The sequence below is a fragment of the Megasphaera cerevisiae DSM 20462 genome (assembly GCF_001045675.1).
Classification (GTDB): domain Bacteria; phylum Bacillota; class Negativicutes; order Veillonellales; family Megasphaeraceae; genus Megasphaera; species Megasphaera cerevisiae.
Window position 1 is genome coordinate 23,091 of record NZ_LEKT01000013.1, and the last position, 16,942, is coordinate 40,032.

Genomic DNA, 16,942 nt, shown 5'->3' on the forward strand with positions numbered 1-16,942 from the left:
ACCTCCCGTTCTGCCGGACACCACAACCTACATCAATGCGTCCCATAATTTTTCTGCCGGTGAGGGAATTACCTCCAAATCAACAAGCAGTCCTTTTTTCTGTATATAATTCTTTCCCGCTTCTGCCGCTGCATCTACGGCAGCAACATCGCCGGTAAAAGTAAAAAATGCTTTTCCACCTAATCCGCTGCCTAATCGCAGTTCCATTCCCTGAATATTTGCCGCCTTTAGCGCTACATCAGCTGAAATAATCATAGATGCTAAAGAAAATGATTCTATAATACCCAATGCTGCCCGTTCTTCTGGAATTGTTGTAGAAGAAATTGCGGGGAAAATACCTGGATGAACATTAGGAATAACAAAGCTGTCAATTAGATATTCTCCTGCAGCTTCAACGCCTGCATTGACAGAACTTTCTACAGCAGAAACATTTCCTTGTATCAATACAATGTACTTACCCGGACATACTGCCGTAGTGCAAATTGCTTCTACAGCAGCAGTCTTGATCATCAGATCGGCTGCGTAGATTCCTCTGGCTATACTGTTGAGTTCAATCATACCAATTGCATTATACATACGCTCCCACCTTTATTTTGATAATCTGTTCTGTAATATTGGCAACAGTTCCATTCATACTGGCATGAACAGCCGCACCCAGACTGCCTTCCTTGATTTCTCCGATAAGCTGCCCTTCTGTTACCACGTCTCCTACCTTTACAACCGGCTGCGCAGGTGCTCCCACATGCTGCTGCAGGGAAATGCCAATTTCCTGCGGATCAAAATGTATCTCAGTCAAAGGAGCCGCTCCATCAAAAGGCGTAAGCCCCAATCTGGCAATAAGTCTTTTGCTAGGCACCAATCGGTAGGAACGGGATTCCCGCGGTGTGTAGGTTTCTTTAAAGGGTGTATATTTCACGCCCTTTTCTCTTAATTTCCCTTTACACCAAACATTCACGGCGCGGGGACTGAGCTGCGCCTGACAGGAAAACATTTCACACAAATTACATTGACTGCATAACTGAGCTATTTTCATACTTTCCGCATCATTGGGTGTATATTTGATGACCCGCATCATTTTATGAGGTTGCATATTATGTCCCAATAAATAACGGGGACACATGTCTGTACACATCCGGCATTGTTCACAGGAAGTCCGCCCCACAATCCGTGCCTGATCAAAGGTCATCATCTTTTTACGGATCAGGTAATGTTCCTTTTTTAAAATAATAAAACCTTTATTTTTTTTCGTCACATATCCGTCATACGCATCCATTACGCTTCCCATCATAGGTCCGCCATTAATGACCCCGTACTCATCCAAATTTTTAATACCACTCAGCAAAAGCACGTCCTTTACCGGAACTCCTACCGGAACTTTTACAGTAATCGGCCGGGGAATGTCTCCATTCAAAGTAATGTAGGTTTCCGTCACACTTTTCCCCACTGCCGCATGGGCTACATTCAAGGCCGTTTCCGCATTAATAACAACACACCCTACAGCCAACGGAATAGCGCATTCCGGAACAACACGTCCCGTTAGTTCATAGACCAATACTTGTTCATCTCCGGCCGGATAAATATCCGGTAATATACCAACCTTCACATAATCTTCAAGGTGTAACAACCGAATATGATCCTTTAAAATGCGGATCACATCCTCATGCTTGCCTTTAATACCGATAATCGCTTTACCTGCCTGCACCTGCCGGCCTGCTGCGGCAAGACCCTGAATAATGTCATCCGGATATAACGCCATCAGTTGTTGGTCCACTCGCAGAAGCGGCTCACATTCGGCACCATTAAGCAATATATAATCAGCACTTGCATCCAGCTTGACATGTGTCGGAAAACCGGCTCCGCCGGCACCAATAACCCCGGCAGCGCGAACCTGATTTAGTAAATCCAAAAGTATTCACCTCTCCATAAATTAAAATGTACATTCTGCATCAATAATTCCGATAATAACGGCATCAATTGGTACATTATCCTGATCAAATATCTGCCGGGCGGCACTCCCTTGACTGACAATAACCCGTTCTCCAATGCCGGCATTGATCAAATCAGCCGCAATAAGCAGTCTGCCTGCATCTGTCCCGCCCAACACCTCCACAAGCATAAATTTAATACCAACGAGACGGTCCACCTTTCGCGTCGACCAAATACTATCGATTACCTTTGCTGCTATCATACTGTCACCTACTTTTATAATCTGTACCGTGTTGTCGAATCACATTTAATGATAACCGCATCAATTGGCATCTTATCATGCGCAAACGCCTGCCAGTCTGAATTTTCCTGGCGGATAATAACGCGTTCTCCAACATGGACCCGCCCCATATCGGCGGCAATAACCAATCGGCCCGCATCTGTCCCGCCAAGAATTTTCGCAAGCACAAACTGAATCCCCGTAAGACAGTTCAGCCTTTTTGCCACCTCAATACTAGCAATTACTTTTGCTGCTATCATGCTGATCTACCTACTTTTTTCAAGCTGTATATATTTTAAATTCGATTTATACTGAACCTGCTTATTCTCCCTGTTTGCAGCTCAATGCAATGCCAAGCGGAGTCACAAACATCGGATTTTGAGGTTTCATCGTGGGAAGCCGGGTCTGTTTGGCTATAATTTTTTCCATTCCCTGCAAGCAGCAGGTGCCGCCAACCAAATAGATTTCTTTAACATCATAGGCACGAATATGCCGCAAGATAATAGATGCAACTTTTTCAATGACAGGCTGTAAGACAGGCAATATCTCTTTATGATTTTCAGGATTTCGTTTATATATTTCCGCTTCATCAAATGGCATCTTATACGCCCCGGAAATAACCAGCGAAAAATGAGTGCCTCCCGTAGGTTCATCAGCAACATATACTACGTTACCATCCTTGAGAACCGCAATTCCTGTCGTCCCGCCGCCTACATCGACAATGGCTCCATCCCTGATTTTTAAAACGGCATTGGCTGCCGTCGGTTCATCCAGCACATTCGTAACCTCAAATCCCGCTCCCTCCACTACATTTTTAATGGCTCCTGAATCCAGTTCAAAGGTTCCCGGCGGCAAGGCTGCTGCCGCATAAACCAGCTCTGTTCCTAATTGCTTTTCTATTTTCTGTTTCATTTTACGTACAATATGAATTGCCCCGATATAATCAACCACCATACCGTCTTTTACAACATTGGCAAACTCATATGCGCCGGCAACAGGACGAAAATGTTCATCCAATACTGCCATAACAATATATGCCGTTCCCAGATCGACACCTGTATAATATACTGCCGATGGCGCAGTGATTGGTTTTTGGGTAACGGTCTCAAAATTTTCAATCAGCGTATTACAATAGGAAAATTCTGAATTTGCAAGTTTCATATCAGACCTCTCAAACATTTTTCCATCATGATACAAAGGATATCATCCAAACTTTGAAATAATTCAGATACCTCATCGCACCACGTTTTAACACTATGTTCATGATATTTCACCTCCAACAGCAGCGGTTCGGCATTTCTAATGGCGGTCTGCACATGGTAAAGCCAAAGAATATTTTTTCTTTCTTTTTCATCTTTCGGCATGCTTTCCCAACACCATTCACAAGCAGTCCCGGCAGCACGTGCATGAAGTTCTGCTGCGGTACATCCCCAAAAAGTGACATGAGGCGCGCTTTTTTTTTGCTGACACAACTTGCAAGCTTGATGGATCCATTTGCTTAATGCTACAAGTTCTTCAGAAAAAGTAAATTCTGTATTACCATAAAATTGGGATGCCGCTAACAAAACCAGTGATTCTGTATGTTCCATATAACGAAGCAGTTTCAACAGAAGCCAATCTGTGGGAGGATTGATTTCCGTCGCTTTCTCAGCGGTATCCGCTGTACATCTCCTGTCTGAAGCAGATCCTTTTTTCTTGCCTGCCCGGCATGCTTCAAAAGAAATACGCCGATCAATCAAAAACTGTCTGGCACCGGGCGTAAGCCTTGTATCTGCCTGCGGGGAATACATGGTAAATTCGTTCTTTTTATAGAGTTTCCGCAGATCCATCTCGGTTATAAATCTCAAGCTATCACCTCCTTTAAAACGTTTTTATTCACTTCCTTTCGCATGGGATTTTAAGTATGTTTCTAATGAAGTCAGTCCCGTTCCCGTTTTCATAGAAATGCGGAAAACAGGCGCCGTTACACCACTGCGTTGTAACTGCTGTACACATTTTAAACAATTCTCCTGATGTGTATCGCATTTTGTGATAACTCCGATGACAGGACAATGAAAAATTCTCACAAATCCCGGTGAATAAACCTCTTCCGGGCGCGATTGATCCACCAGCACCAGGACATGGGATGCTGCTTGTGCCGTGGCAATAAGATATTTATACATTCTCGCATTTTCCAAATAAGCTCCCGGCGTATCAATAGTCCGGCATCCATAAATCACATCCTGCGTATTTTTTATTGCCGCATCAGTCCGATTCAACCAATTCGCCAATGTGGATTTTCCTGACTGGCGTGCGCCTACAAGCATGATTCTTTTTTTCATGTTTTTGTTATTTTTGCCGGCGTAAAGCCAAGTAAATGCTCCAGTGTCGTATTGATTTCTTTCATCGCGGTTTCCACGCTGGCAATATCTCCTGAAATAACCAACGACCCGGTGAACCGGTCTAAAAAACCAATTTCCACATCAGCTGCCTTTGTTGCAATATCGGCAGCTATAATTGCTGTTTCACATGGGGTCAGCGTAACGACGCCAATAGCTCCTCGACCGTCAATTCCCAGTCGATCATATATATCTGGAAGTGGTGAAGCAATGACATGTGTCAATGTAACTTGCTTTCCCGGCACGGATTCTTGAATGATACGGGTCTTGTTCTCTAATTGTTCTGTATCTCTCATGGTGTCACCCCGTATCGTGGATTGTCAATTCTGCACCTTCGTAACAACCCTATATACATCTATTTAAATAGCACTTCGATACATGGCAATAATATCTTCTTTAGTTGGAGTCCTTGGATTCGTCGGCGTACACCTGTCCAGCAACGCCTGTTCCGCCATTTTATCAACGGCATTAATAAAGGCTGATTCTTCAACACCGGCCGCACAAATACCGCTGGGAATTTCAAGATGATTTTTCAATGTGCGTATGGCCTGTAAAAAATTAACGTAGCCTTCTCGCACCGTTCTGGAAGGAAGGCCAATAACCTTAGCCAAATTTGCATATTTTCCTACAGCATAAATATCCGACTTTCCTTTAATATCCGCATTGTATTCAATGACGGTATCCATAAGCAGCGCGTTAGAACGCCCATGAGAAAGGTGGAAGGTTCCCCCGAAAGCATGCGCCATACTATGCGTAATACCTAAATTAGCATTTGTAAAAGCCATACCCGCCATGCAGGATGCGGACTGGACACGTTCCCGTGCCGTTGTATCTTCCGCATTTTTAAAAAAGTCATATAAGTTGGAAAAAATAATTTGCACCGCTTTTTCAGCCAGCGCATCTGTGTAATCCGTTGCGGCCTTGGAAACATATGCTTCAATAGCATGTACCAGCGCATCCAGTCCTGTGTCAGCAATAATATGGGGCGGCAGCTTTTTTGTGCACGCCGAATCCAGTATAGCTACATCGGGCAGCATCATCTGATCAATTAATGCTGTCTTTTTACCATTAATAGCAATAACTGAAAAATTTGTTACCTCTGATCCTGTACCGCTCGTCGATGGAATGGCAATAAATAACGGCTGCTGATATTCTTTACCAGCAACAACAGCGGCTTGATGAAGAAAATACATCATCGCCTTCACTGTATCCATTGCCGACCCTCCGCCAAAGGCAATAATAATAGGCGCCGAATGTTCTGCATATTTTTTCAAAACATTCATGACTGATGCAATATCTGGTTCCGGCTTGACCGCTGTAAAGGTATCACAGGGTATGCCGCCAGCCTCCAGATATGTCACGGCATCTTTTAAATATCCCAACGAATCAATAACCGGATCTGCAAGAATAAATGCGCGAGACCCGTGAATTTCTTTCAAAAATGCCATAGATCCTTCACTAAAATAAATTTTAGGCTTAATTCCAAATGTTTTCATGCTTTACATCACCTCAGTATGTTGACCCAATATTTCCGTTTCTACATTTCTTTACCCTCACTACGGGTGCCGGCAGCAATACATTATGTAAAAACATCGCCCCTCTCATTTATCTTTGACTTTCTTACCGGAAGTCAAAGCTGCCTGCCAGTAATTTCCCTGCACCGTACTTTTCGTTCTAAACATTAGCTATTCTTTTATAGAATAGTTAAGATGCCTTTTTGATGATGCCTAAATTGTAACATGTTCAAATTTTTTTTTATTGAAAAAACGATATATATCCTTAGTACTTTTTGAACTAATGACAATTTACATAAAATGTTACTTTTTAGCACAAAAATGACATTTTTCTATTATTAATATTACTTTTTTGAAATAAAATATTTTTTTTGAAATTTCTCAAATACTTAGTATAATAAAATCATAAGATTACCAATATTCAAAATTAAAATCACTATTTTCTATAGCTATGGCCCACCATATTTTGAAGAAGGAGGAACTTTAATGACTAGTCAACATCTGTTGAGAGATATTCGGTTAAAAAAAATTAATAACAGCATAAAGGATCTTAATAGTTTACTTTCTCTTTCAAAAATACCACTGCATCTCGTATCTTCTGATGGCGTCATATTAACGGAATTAAGTCCCCCTCCCGATTTTTGCAAATGCATCTGCCAAAAATCTGAGGGCGTATTATGCGAAGACTATACCTGCTATTCCGGAACCCAAAATGACATTCGATTCAATTGCCGTTTTGGGTTGCAGAATTTCATCTTTCCTATCAAGATCGAACAAGACTTTCAGCTTTATCTCGTCGGAGGACAAGTTTATAACCGCCAAGCGATATATAAAAAATATATGATCAATGTAGACTCGCTGGCCCGTGAAAAGAATCAATCCCGCGAACTTATCGCCAAACTAGTTGGCAGCATAAAAAATATGGAGGAGGATCAAATCTCTTTTTGCGAACAAATAGTAAAATATATTACTCTAAATATTTCTGAATCACTCAAAAGCACAAACATCAAAATTGCACAGCTTTCTTTTGAAAAAAATATGCTGGAACAAAAAGTCAAAGACCTTCAAATGAAGAACAGCTTTCTAGTCGTAAACCCCCACTTTGTATTCAATACATTGAATACAATTGCTAGAATAGCCTATTTTGAAAAATCATATAAAACGGAAGAATTAATTTATTGCTTATCCGACTTACTTCGATATAATCTAAAACAAAATGATAAGTTGCACACGCTTCAAAAGGAAATTGAAAATATAAAAAAATATTTATACATTCAAAAAATCCGTTTTAAAAATCGTTTGAATTATGAAATTAACATTCCACCAAAATTAGAAACATATCGCATCCCCAATATGATTCTGCAGCCAATTATCGAAAATGCTTTGATTCATGGCATAATGCCCAAACATGAAGGAGGAAGTATCCGAATCACGGCAAAGGAGGGAATCGACTACGTCACAATTAAAGTAATTGACAACGGTCAGGGATTTCCTGCCGAAACGTTATCTCTTCTGACCCACTCAGACCAGCTCAGCGAACCCTCCCTTTCCTGCAGTAAAAACATTGGACTATGCAGTACAGATAGGCGAATTAAACACTTTTTTGGAGAAACATATGGCATTTATATTGAAAAGTCAGACTCCAGCGGCAGCATCGTTGGAATCACCCTTCCTAACAGCACCTGATGCGAGGCGATCGTGATGCACACAATTCTAATTGTAGAAGATGAATTACTAGAACAGCAATTTTTAAAGGAAATTATCACCGAAGAACTGCAGAACACAGATAAAATTATAACGTGTACCACCGGTACAGAATCAATTCAATGTACAAAAACGTATTATCCTGATATCATCTTTATGGACATACTGCTTCCTGAATTAGATGGTCTGGACGCGCTGAATCAAATACGAAAAATACATTCTGATGTATCAGTCGTCATTTTGTCAGGATATTCTGATTTTTCATACGCTCAAAAAGCCATTCATCTTCATGTCCAAGAATACCTACTGAAACCGATCCGGCCCATCGAAATACGTCAAACAATCCGTCGCCTTCTCTCGCAACACACGAGCATGGAGATTTCCAGGGTACCCATCGCGCAAGAATCACAATCTGTCAGTTTAACACATTCGAAATATACCAATAGTATCGAAAAGGTATTGCAATATATCCATGAAAATTTCAAAAAAAAATTGTCACTGAAAGATGTGTCCGCGCATGTATACATGAATCCGCAATATTTAAGCCGCCTTTTTAAAAAGGAAGTGGGAGTAAGCTGCGTGGATTATATCAACCACCTTAAAATCATGTATGCCTGTGATTTATTAAGCGGCACAGATGAGCCTATCTGCCATGTTTCCTGTATATGTGGTTTTTCTGATCAATCCTATTTTAATCGTGTATTTATTAACCAAAAGCACATTACGCCAAAGGAATTTCGCAGAAATTGCAAAGTCGAACAAGCCGAAATCTTATAAAACAGCATTATACATACATTTTTTTGTAAAAAACGTCCCTTGCGTAGATAACGCAAGGGACGCTCCATTTTCATTCTAATATGTTATTCTTTCGTCAGAAACGGATAGACTATGCTGCAGTCCCCGGTTTACCACGGGACGCCAAGACCTTAGACTATCTTTTTTCTCTCCGCCGATATTTTTTGAATCCCCAAGTAGGCAATCACTACAGTACCCACCATATACGCTGCTGTAATATAAAAAGTCAAATGATACGAATGAATCAACAATTCCCGTGGCGCATCTATAACCGCATAGCCCCAGGAAATAAGAAATAATGCAAACAAAGAACTCATAACCGCAGCCCCTGTAATTTGCCCCAGCGTCCGGCCCAGCGCCAATAAGGCCGAAATAACACCGCGTTGATTTGACTGGGCATTTCCCATAACCATGATATTATTAGGCGTTTGAAAAAATGTCAATCCCGTATTAATTAACGCCAGACGCCAGCAAAAATCAAAAATCGTCTGCGACGCGCCTAACGTTGTCATCGCAATATTTCCGGCTACCATGAGCAGAATACCGGCAATCATAATTTTCCTCGCTGCTATATATTTTGTCAGCGCACCGGCCACATACCCTAATGTTCCCGTAAAAACCGGCCCTACAGACAACGCCATTCCTATTTGCAGTTCTGAAAACCCGTTGACGCCGGCAAGAAAAAAGGCCGCCAGCAATTGCACACACATCATATTCGCATATACAAGAACACTGGTCAACAGGCTGGAGGATAAAAGACGGTCTTGAAAGACATGTAATTGAATAAGCGGGTATCCAATCCGGCGTTCGCGCCGAATAAAGAAGAAAAGCGCCAGAAACGTCCCGACGCACAATGCATATACAGGGCGGGAAAAAAAGCCGTACGTTTCACTTTCTGTCATTGCGCAAATATAACAAATCAGGGTAATTGCCAGCAAAATAGTACCATAGACATCAAATTCCACCTTTTTTGCTGGCTTTGTTTCTGGCAGATAGAGCCAAATACCCAAAATAGATACTATTCCCAGCGGGACATTAATATAAAAAATAGAGGCCCAGCCAAAATGTTCAATAAAAACACCGCCCAGCGTAGGTCCTACGGCAAAACCAAAAGATATCATTGATGTTAAAACCGTCATAACTGCTGTAATATGGAATACCGGCACAGCATCCTGCGCAATAGCAAAGCTTAATGCCATAAGAACCGCAGCTCCCAGTCCCTGCATGATGCGAAATACAATCAGGACATGAACATTCCAGGCAAGGCCGCATAACGCAGACGATATAATAAACACGAACAGGCCGCCCATATAAATTTGTTTTTTTCCAAATAAATCCCCTAATCGTCCTACACCAACAATAGCCGATGCTAAAGACAGCAAGTAACCTAAAATAACCCACTGCGAAGCGGCAAACGTCGTATCAAAAACATGGACCAGCAATGGCAGGGCAACGTTGACGATACTGGTATCCAACGTCGACATAAAAATAGCAACAGCTAAACTGGCAGTAATACAAATAAGTGGTTTCATGGTTATCTCTCCTAATTAGCCGCATGAGCAATAAAATATAGACGATCATACTATTTACCGTCATCTGCAGTTAAATATGCAGCCATTTACACAGCCTCTATTTTCCTTGCAGACTTATACATACAGAACAGGCTCCGCATATCCGTGCACATCGCAACATAAAAACACGCCGGAAATAAAATATTTCTGACGTGCTCTTTTTACAAGCTATGTCATTACCAGAAAATTAGACTCTGCCGACTACAGCAGACCGCACAGCATTTACGCCGCCTGCCGGCCCGAATGACACTGCCAGCATATGCGGCCTATTATACTACATGCGGCTGGCCTGTTGAAGCGCTGGTGCCTCCATCAACAGGAAGTACGACGCCTGTAATATACGCCGCATCAGGCGAAGCCAAAAACAATACTGCCGGAGCAATATCTGACGGCTTTCCCGGCCGTCCCAAAGGAATACGATTGACAAATTGAGAAAGCAATTCCGGTTTATCAGCCACCCCTGCCGTCATATCCGTCACCGTAAAGGCAGGCGCGACCGCATTCACGCGAATTCCTTTTTCTCCCCAATCCAACGCCAGCGACCGGATAAATCCGGTAACAGCATGCTTCGTCGCATTATAAGCCGCCTGTTTCCAGTCTCCATTCAGTCCGGACACGGATGAAACAGCAATTAAGGTGCCTCCTGATGCCGCCAAGGCAGGAAAAGCCGCCTTAGCAAGATAGAATAATGCGTCAATATTGACTGACCGCATCCGTTCCCACCCCGGCTGATCCAGTGCCGTCACATCGCCGCCTTCAAAAATACCAGCGTTGCTAACGACCACATCCAAGCGGCCAAAATGTGCCAGAACCGCTTTTACAATTTGTGCCGGGGCCTCCGGTTCAGAAATATCCTTGGAGATCGTTAAGGAACGTTCCCCCGAATATGCCGCTACCGTCTCCCGCAAAGCCTCCATACGCCGTCCGACAACAGCGACGGACGCATGATTATCCAAAAAGGCCTGCGCAATAGCCCTCCCCATACCGCTGCCCCCTCCGGTCACCAGGACAATTTTATCATTATATGAATATAAATTTTGAGTCATATGCGTCTTACCCCTCCTTTACTATAGACCATTTCTCCTGAACCATTTCCAGTACCTGCCCGGCTCCTTCTTTCAGAACCGCGGACATAAAATCACCTTTTTTGAAATCTACCGGACAATATATGCACTCACAATTTCCCCATAATAGGCCGTATGAAAATCCCTGTTTGACCCGGAAAACGTACTTTCCACATCCTGTGGATAAAAGGCTTTCTTATTTTCCTCCGTAATAGCCCCTGCATCCTGTTTTTGTGTATACATGACGCGGCATTCGAGAGTCAATGGCAGTTCCTTAATAGCCGGAACAGAAATAATCTCAGGAGACTCTAAGGTCAACTGCAATTCTTTAATTTTATCTACATCACGTCCTGATTTCGTACCGCAGAAGCCGACTATCTTTTTATTAAAAGGCCCTTGCGGGATATTCACTGTAAATTCAGGATTCGCTTCCAGCTGATGCCGGGTAAATCGATTTTCTCTGATGAAAGTAATAAATGTCGGTTTCTGCCACACAATTCCCAGCATCCCCCAACCGATAGTCATGGAATTTACATGATCATTTACCTTCGTAGTCAGCAAAACTCCCGTCCCAAGAGCTTTCATAATAGTATTAGCATAATCAAATACTTCAATTTTTTCCTTCATCTGTTATTCCTCCTTATAAAATCCATTTATTATCACAATACAGCCATTGGCAGCAGGATACCGCTAGACAACCACTGCCGCGCCCTGCACCCTTGACCGGTTTGATACATATAGACAAAGAAAACAAATAGTGATATATTTCTATATTATATGATAAACGTTGCTAGATATTTTTCCTAATTGTTTTTATATATACCAGTTATAGCTGCAGTGCATACCCTTGGGAAGTGATAGTATGATCAGTCTTGAACAAATACGATATTTTTTGGAGATTGTCCGCTGCGGAAGTTTAAATAAAGCGGCTGACCATCTTTATATTTCACAGCCCTCTCTCTCAAAACAGCTGCAGCACCTGGAAAAGGAGTTATCCTGCACGCTGCTTATCAGAAGACATAACGGCATAGCACCCACCTCACAAGGAACGCTTTTATATGAACAAATGAGCGGCGTTTTGGATGAATTCGACCGGACCATCGATGGTGTCAGACATTTTAAAGAAACACACACCCTGCATATTGGCGGATTGGGAAATCTTATAACGTATTTTCTTCCCCGATATATGGAGAATTTAAAAGCAGGCGGACATAATAATGTGACTATTGATACCTGCTTCTCCAACAGAGAACTTGTGACCGGAATTGAAAACGGCAAATTGGATGTGGCACTCCTTTCCAATGCCGAACCTCAACCTAATATTGCCATAATTCCCCTCATGACAGAACCACTTTACGCCGTATTTCCTATATCGCATCCTCTATATCAGAAAAGCAATATAAATTTTCTGGATATTGTTATGCAGGAAAGGTTAGTCCTGTATAAAGACCCCTGCACAATCCGGGATTCCATACGCAAGCAATGCCACCGCATGAAAGTTACGCCCAATATTATCATGGAGCTGGACTTGACAGAATCCCTTCTGAGCTATGTGAGCCGCGGAGACGGCATAACGCTTCTGCCTGCCATTGTGGCAACAGCCATTCAGATGCCTTCCATTGCCGTACGAAAAATCAACCGCATCCCAATTTATCGGGAAATTTCAGTTGCTATGAAAAAAGAAAATATCACTGCATATCTGCCGATGTTTTCGGAATCGCTGTGAAAACTTTAATTTTTCACCATTTTTTGATGCTTTCTTTACAAAGATGCTCCTCATATAAATTTTAAACCGCACTCTCTTCCTATGCCGTAACGATCTATAGACATAAAAAGGACATACCCCAATCACCAGCAAAATTGCCGGCACAAGGTATGTCCTTATCTATTTTATTTACCTTTAATCAACTGTTGATGCTTTTTAAGCAGATCCACAGTCAGCGGTTCTTTATATTGTTTCGGATACGCCGGTTCCTGCGCTTTATCGACGGTTTCGCCTTCATATAACGCCATAGGATAATTCTTCAAGACTTCGGGACGAGCTTTTTTAATAATGCATGCCGCTATTTTCATAGCCAATTCTTTCTTTTTGCTATCCTGCTTGTCAATCACAGCCACACCTTCCGTCAGGAAAAAATTCCCTTCCACTGGATCGACAATCTGAATAGGAAGACCCTTTTTCTGTTCCAGCAAAGCCTGATGGCGCAGCCCGAACCCAATAGCAACTTCACCGGCTTTTACTTTTTTGAGCGGACCGGAGCCGGATTTTTCCATATGAGGTCCGGCATTGTCGTCTAATGCCTCCATAATTTTGCTGCCCTCTTCTTCTCCGTAGGCATCAAATACAGCTTGCGCCAGCAGCCAGGCCGTAGACGATCCCATAATATCCCGCAAGGCGATTTTATCCTTATAAATAGGTTTCGCCAGATCCTTAATCGAAGCCGGTATGGGCAGATTTTCTTTTTGCAGTACTTCCGTATTGACAAAAATCGAACCAAACTGCCCCGTATTCGGGCGATAATACGGGAGTATTCTTTGATCGTTTGGGCATCAAAAGTTAGATCTGCAAACATGTGATTTTTTGCTGTGCCGAGTCAATATAGTACATGCTCATTGTAACTACATCCACTTCAATATTTTTCCCCTCTGCAACCAGTTTGCCGCCTAATTCAGAGGTTCCGAAGGACTGCAGCAGATATTTTTCTTCGTAGCCGTTATTATCCAGTGCATGCTTGATCGCATCTTGTACCTCCGGATCGGCATAAGCATCAAAACCAAAGATTGCGCCGGCCGTGCCGGAAAGCTCACGCCCGCCGCAATCCATGGCAAACGGCCACACCAACCCATTGATGGCATACAAGAAAAAGCCTCCGATACATAAAAATATACTAAGTCCGGTCACCGTTTCCGATACCATGAACCCGATGATAGACAGTCCGCCCATGACGGAACAGACCAGTACCGCCAGCAAACGGTGATGGCGGCAATAGGTATCACTGACTGCCGGAATGATCAAGCTGCCTAAGCTCATGGCAACAGACAACATCAAATTCTGTATAATCCCATCTTGCAGATCCAGGCCCATCACATCCGTAAAATATACGGGAATCCAATTTAAAAGGCCATACCGGCCGACACTGCTCCGCGCAATAACCACCAACCATATATCGAACTGCCATTGACGGCCCAAATACAAATACGGGTACAGCCGGCTCCGCCCATGCAACGCTTTGGCAATTTGAGACTCTGACCGGACGTTAACGGCATCATCATCCTGATACGGCGGCAGGCCTACCGATTGCGGACTAACTTTGACAGTCAGCCAGTACACCCCCGCTACAAGCAGCGGTAAAATAACAGGATATCGAAAAGCAGCACGCCATCCTTCAGCCGGAGCCAGCGAAAAAGACAAAATTACAATCTCCATACATATCGCCTGCCCAAAAGCGGCAAACCCGTTAGACAGACCAGCAGCAAAGCCCCGATGCCTGCTGGGCCACCATTTGGCCAGCATCGACATTCCCGACGGCCATGCCATCGCTTGAAAATACCCGTTCAATCCCCAAAGCACCAGGATCACCATAAATGAATCCTGAAAACTGATCAGCAAATTTGCCGCAACAGAACAAATAACGGCGCCGATAATAAACCGGTTGGGCCCCATCAGCTCACCCAGCCTGCCATTGATGAGATGCCCGATCCCATAGGTCCAGAAAAATACAGAGGATAAAATACCCAGCTAAGATGCGCTCCAGTTCTAAGCCGTAATCATGAGAAAAATAGCCGAACGCAAATTCAGCCGCCCGCAGTACAAAAAACAATACAAAATAGAAAAAAAAACAATAGCCCGCCATGCATAGTTGCGAAAGATGAGGTATTGTGCCTCCGTATACCCCAATATTTTTTGTTCCATGTAGCTCCTCTCTTCTGCATTTTGTAATGATACTTTTCATAAAATCAAAAAATCTCTAAAAATATAGGGGCAACTTCCTTGTCGCCGCTGTTCTTTTTAGAGATTTCTTGCACGCAATATTTTACCTTATCATGACACGCACTCTATGTTTATTCGATAGCTAATTGCATATAACAGCAAAATATTTCATTTATTTTATAGAAAAAATATAGCACTGCCCTACAGCAATATCAACAAAAGGTTAGGTAATTTTACACTTTATTTTAAACAAAGAAATAAAAAATCACTGTTTCTTTTTTTTGCAATTATTTTGCATATATTTCAAAAAAAAACTGCCAGCACATTTACTGCAGGCAGTTTTTTTTCATATATATTTCCTCATTTATTTGACGGCGCGGTCTCATACCGCAAAAGGCATCATTTCTAATCCAGCTTACGGTCATACAAATGACTCTTTGTCAAAAATTCTTCCACTGTGGAAAAACCTAACTCCTTAAGCATGCCGATGACATACGGATTTTCCATAGGCGTTTCAAACTCAGATGTATCACTATAGGCCTGCACATGCTTCTTTCCGTCTTCTTTCTTGATAATGGCCCGCGGGCCGCCTACGCAGCCGCCAACACAACCCATGCCCTCAAAAAAGTTGCCATCTCGCTTACCAGCCAAGATATCATTGATCATGGCCTTGCACCCGGGAACGCCATCAGCCTTGCGTGTCTGAACCGTTATTTTGCGATGCGGATCCAGTTTTTCCACAGTACGGGTAACAGCTGCCGCCACGCCGCCGGCAAAAGCATAGCGTATACCCGCAGTAGACGCGTGAGGAACATTATCTTCTTCCATCTTGTTTAAGTCAATATTGGTTACCGAAAACAGATCCCGCAATTCCTGATACGTAATCGCATAATCAATAGCTCCCACCAGATCCGGTTCCTTGCGTTCTGCTTTTTTCGCCAGACAGGGCCCGATAAAAACTGTCTTGGCATTGGGATGAAGCGCTTTGACCGTACGTCCACCGGCTATCATGGGAGATACAGATCCGGGCACATTCGGAAGCAGCTGATGATACAGCTTTTTAATCATAGCGATCCACATGGGACAACAACAGCTGGTCAGCTGAAAATCCGTTTCACTATTGATATTTTTATCAAATTCCAAAGCTTCCTTCAGCGTCAGTATATCGGCAAATACAGCGACTTCAATCATGCCCGTAAAGCCCAATTTTTTCAAAGCCGTCCGCAGCTTTCCAACCGTCACATCATCACCAAACTGTCCGGAAAAAGCCGGTGCAATCAAGGCATATATAGGTCCATCGTAATCGTGCAGCTCCTGCACAACAGGAATAATATCCTTTTTAGTTTTCAGCGCATCCAGCTTGCAGGCATCAACACAAGCCTGACAGCCTACACATTTAGCATCATCAATAATCATGCCCTTTTCCGGATCCATTTGAATCGCATCCCAGTCACATGCCGCAGCGGCAGCGCAGGGTTCTTTGCTGTCAGTCGTACACACACACGGTTTAACCCGCCAGATAAGCGGCGCATCATCTGGCTGCGCCAGACAGGCAATCATGCGCGGATCCACTTTTTCCGGTACAATTTTCTCTTTATTTGCTACTGCCTGCCGCAGCAGCTGATAATACAACTCATCCAACGAAGCCATAAAAAGAACCTCCTTCATCGACAAAAAACAATGATAACCCAAATTACTGACTTAAATATAAACGTTTTCTAATTTTCTGTCAATGAATTGGTTCTTCCAGTATAATAAAACGATTTATTTTTCCGGGGT

19 protein-coding genes are annotated in these 16,942 nt (G+C 42.9%); 3 read left to right on the forward strand and 16 right to left on the reverse strand.

Annotation, left to right across the window (positions count from 1 at the left end):
• Positions 1-27: 27 nt before the first annotated feature.
• The 9 genes from AB840_RS05585 to AB840_RS05625 form a co-directional block, all read right to left on the reverse strand.
• Entirely contained in the window at positions 28-576 is a 549-nt protein-coding gene (locus tag AB840_RS05585; RefSeq protein ID WP_048513848.1) for a BMC domain-containing protein, read from the reverse strand.
• A complete protein-coding gene (locus AB840_RS05590) occupies positions 569-1,906 on the reverse strand; it encodes a 4Fe-4S dicluster domain-containing protein (protein WP_048513849.1) in 1,338 nt (445 codons plus the stop codon). The genes AB840_RS05585 and AB840_RS05590 overlap by 8 nt, the downstream gene beginning before the upstream one ends.
• A gap of 21 nt (positions 1,907-1,927) precedes the next feature.
• Positions 1,928-2,188, reverse strand: coding sequence for a EutN/CcmL family microcompartment protein (locus AB840_RS05595; protein WP_048513850.1), 261 nt, complete (start codon positions 2,186-2,188; stop codon positions 1,928-1,930).
• Between the two features lie 14 nt (positions 2,189-2,202).
• Positions 2,203-2,466, reverse strand: a complete 264-nt coding sequence (locus AB840_RS05600) for a EutN/CcmL family microcompartment protein (RefSeq protein WP_048513851.1) — start codon at positions 2,464-2,466, stop codon at positions 2,203-2,205.
• A gap of 61 nt (positions 2,467-2,527) precedes the next feature.
• Positions 2,528-3,367 (reverse strand): ethanolamine utilization protein EutJ, encoded by an 840-nt coding sequence (gene eutJ, locus AB840_RS05605; RefSeq protein WP_200809942.1) that lies wholly within the window; start codon positions 3,365-3,367, stop codon positions 2,528-2,530.
• On the reverse strand, positions 3,364-4,053 hold the full coding sequence (locus tag AB840_RS05610) for a hypothetical protein (RefSeq protein ID WP_143745067.1): 690 nt from the start codon (positions 4,051-4,053) through the stop codon (positions 3,364-3,366). The genes eutJ and AB840_RS05610 overlap by 4 nt, the downstream gene beginning before the upstream one ends.
• A 24-nt stretch (positions 4,054-4,077) precedes the next feature.
• On the reverse strand, positions 4,078-4,527 hold the full coding sequence (locus AB840_RS05615) for a EutP/PduV family microcompartment system protein (RefSeq protein WP_048513853.1): 450 nt from the start codon (positions 4,525-4,527) through the stop codon (positions 4,078-4,080).
• On the reverse strand, positions 4,524-4,880 hold the full coding sequence (gene eutS, locus AB840_RS05620) for an ethanolamine utilization microcompartment protein EutS (protein WP_048513854.1): 357 nt from the start codon (positions 4,878-4,880) through the stop codon (positions 4,524-4,526). Before eutS ends, AB840_RS05615 begins: the two co-directional genes overlap by 4 nt.
• 63 nt (positions 4,881-4,943) lie before the next feature.
• Positions 4,944-6,080, reverse strand: a complete 1,137-nt coding sequence (locus AB840_RS05625; protein WP_048513855.1) for a 1-propanol dehydrogenase PduQ — start codon at positions 6,078-6,080, stop codon at positions 4,944-4,946.
• 504 nt (positions 6,081-6,584) lie between these two features.
• Here AB840_RS05625 and AB840_RS05630 point away from each other — a divergent pair.
• Together AB840_RS05630 and AB840_RS05635 are read left to right on the forward strand one after the other, a co-directional pair.
• The gene (locus AB840_RS05630; protein WP_078791718.1) at positions 6,585-7,784 is read left to right on the forward strand and encodes a histidine kinase; all 1,200 of its coding nucleotides are present in this window, start codon (positions 6,585-6,587) and stop codon (positions 7,782-7,784) included.
• Between the two features lie 15 nt (positions 7,785-7,799).
• A complete protein-coding gene (locus AB840_RS05635) occupies positions 7,800-8,579 on the forward strand; it encodes a response regulator transcription factor (RefSeq protein WP_048513856.1) in 780 nt (259 codons plus the stop codon).
• A 149-nt stretch (positions 8,580-8,728) separates the two neighbouring features.
• On the opposite strand, the gene AB840_RS05640 is transcribed toward AB840_RS05635, so the two are convergent.
• The 3 genes from AB840_RS05640 to AB840_RS05650 all read right to left on the reverse strand — a co-directional run bounded on the left by AB840_RS05640 (position 8,729) and on the right by AB840_RS05650 (position 11,859).
• Entirely contained in the window at positions 8,729-10,129 is a 1,401-nt protein-coding gene (locus tag AB840_RS05640) for an MFS transporter (RefSeq protein WP_048513857.1), read from the reverse strand.
• A gap of 308 nt (positions 10,130-10,437) precedes the next feature.
• Positions 10,438-11,214, reverse strand: a complete 777-nt coding sequence (gene budC / locus AB840_RS05645) for a meso-2,3-butanediol dehydrogenase (protein ID WP_048513858.1) — start codon at positions 11,212-11,214, stop codon at positions 10,438-10,440.
• 108 nt (positions 11,215-11,322) lie between these two features.
• Positions 11,323-11,859, reverse strand: a complete 537-nt coding sequence (locus AB840_RS05650; RefSeq protein WP_048513859.1) for a flavin reductase family protein — start codon at positions 11,857-11,859, stop codon at positions 11,323-11,325.
• Between the two features lie 235 nt (positions 11,860-12,094).
• Between AB840_RS05650 and AB840_RS05655 the strand changes: the two genes are divergently transcribed.
• Positions 12,095-12,958 (forward strand): LysR family transcriptional regulator, encoded by an 864-nt coding sequence (locus tag AB840_RS05655; RefSeq protein ID WP_048513860.1) that lies wholly within the window; start codon positions 12,095-12,097, stop codon positions 12,956-12,958.
• A gap of 164 nt (positions 12,959-13,122) precedes the next feature.
• On the opposite strand, the gene AB840_RS17545 is transcribed toward AB840_RS05655, so the two are convergent.
• The 4 genes from AB840_RS17545 to AB840_RS05665 form a co-directional block, all read right to left on the reverse strand.
• Positions 13,123-13,764, reverse strand: a complete 642-nt coding sequence (locus tag AB840_RS17545) for an ABC transporter substrate-binding protein (RefSeq protein ID WP_200809946.1) — start codon at positions 13,762-13,764, stop codon at positions 13,123-13,125.
• Between the two features lie 25 nt (positions 13,765-13,789).
• A complete protein-coding gene (locus AB840_RS17550; RefSeq protein WP_200809945.1) occupies positions 13,790-14,971 on the reverse strand; it encodes an MFS transporter in 1,182 nt (393 codons plus the stop codon).
• Between the two features lie 18 nt (positions 14,972-14,989).
• Positions 14,990-15,145 carry a hypothetical protein gene (locus AB840_RS17065; protein WP_159445800.1) on the reverse strand — a complete coding sequence of 52 codons (156 nt, stop codon included), beginning with the start codon at positions 15,143-15,145 and terminating at the stop codon, positions 14,990-14,992.
• Positions 15,146-15,568: 423 nt separating this feature from the next.
• Positions 15,569-16,813, reverse strand: coding sequence for a [Fe-Fe] hydrogenase large subunit C-terminal domain-containing protein (locus tag AB840_RS05665; protein WP_048513861.1), 1,245 nt, complete (start codon positions 16,811-16,813; stop codon positions 15,569-15,571).
• Positions 16,814-16,942 lie beyond the last annotated feature (129 nt).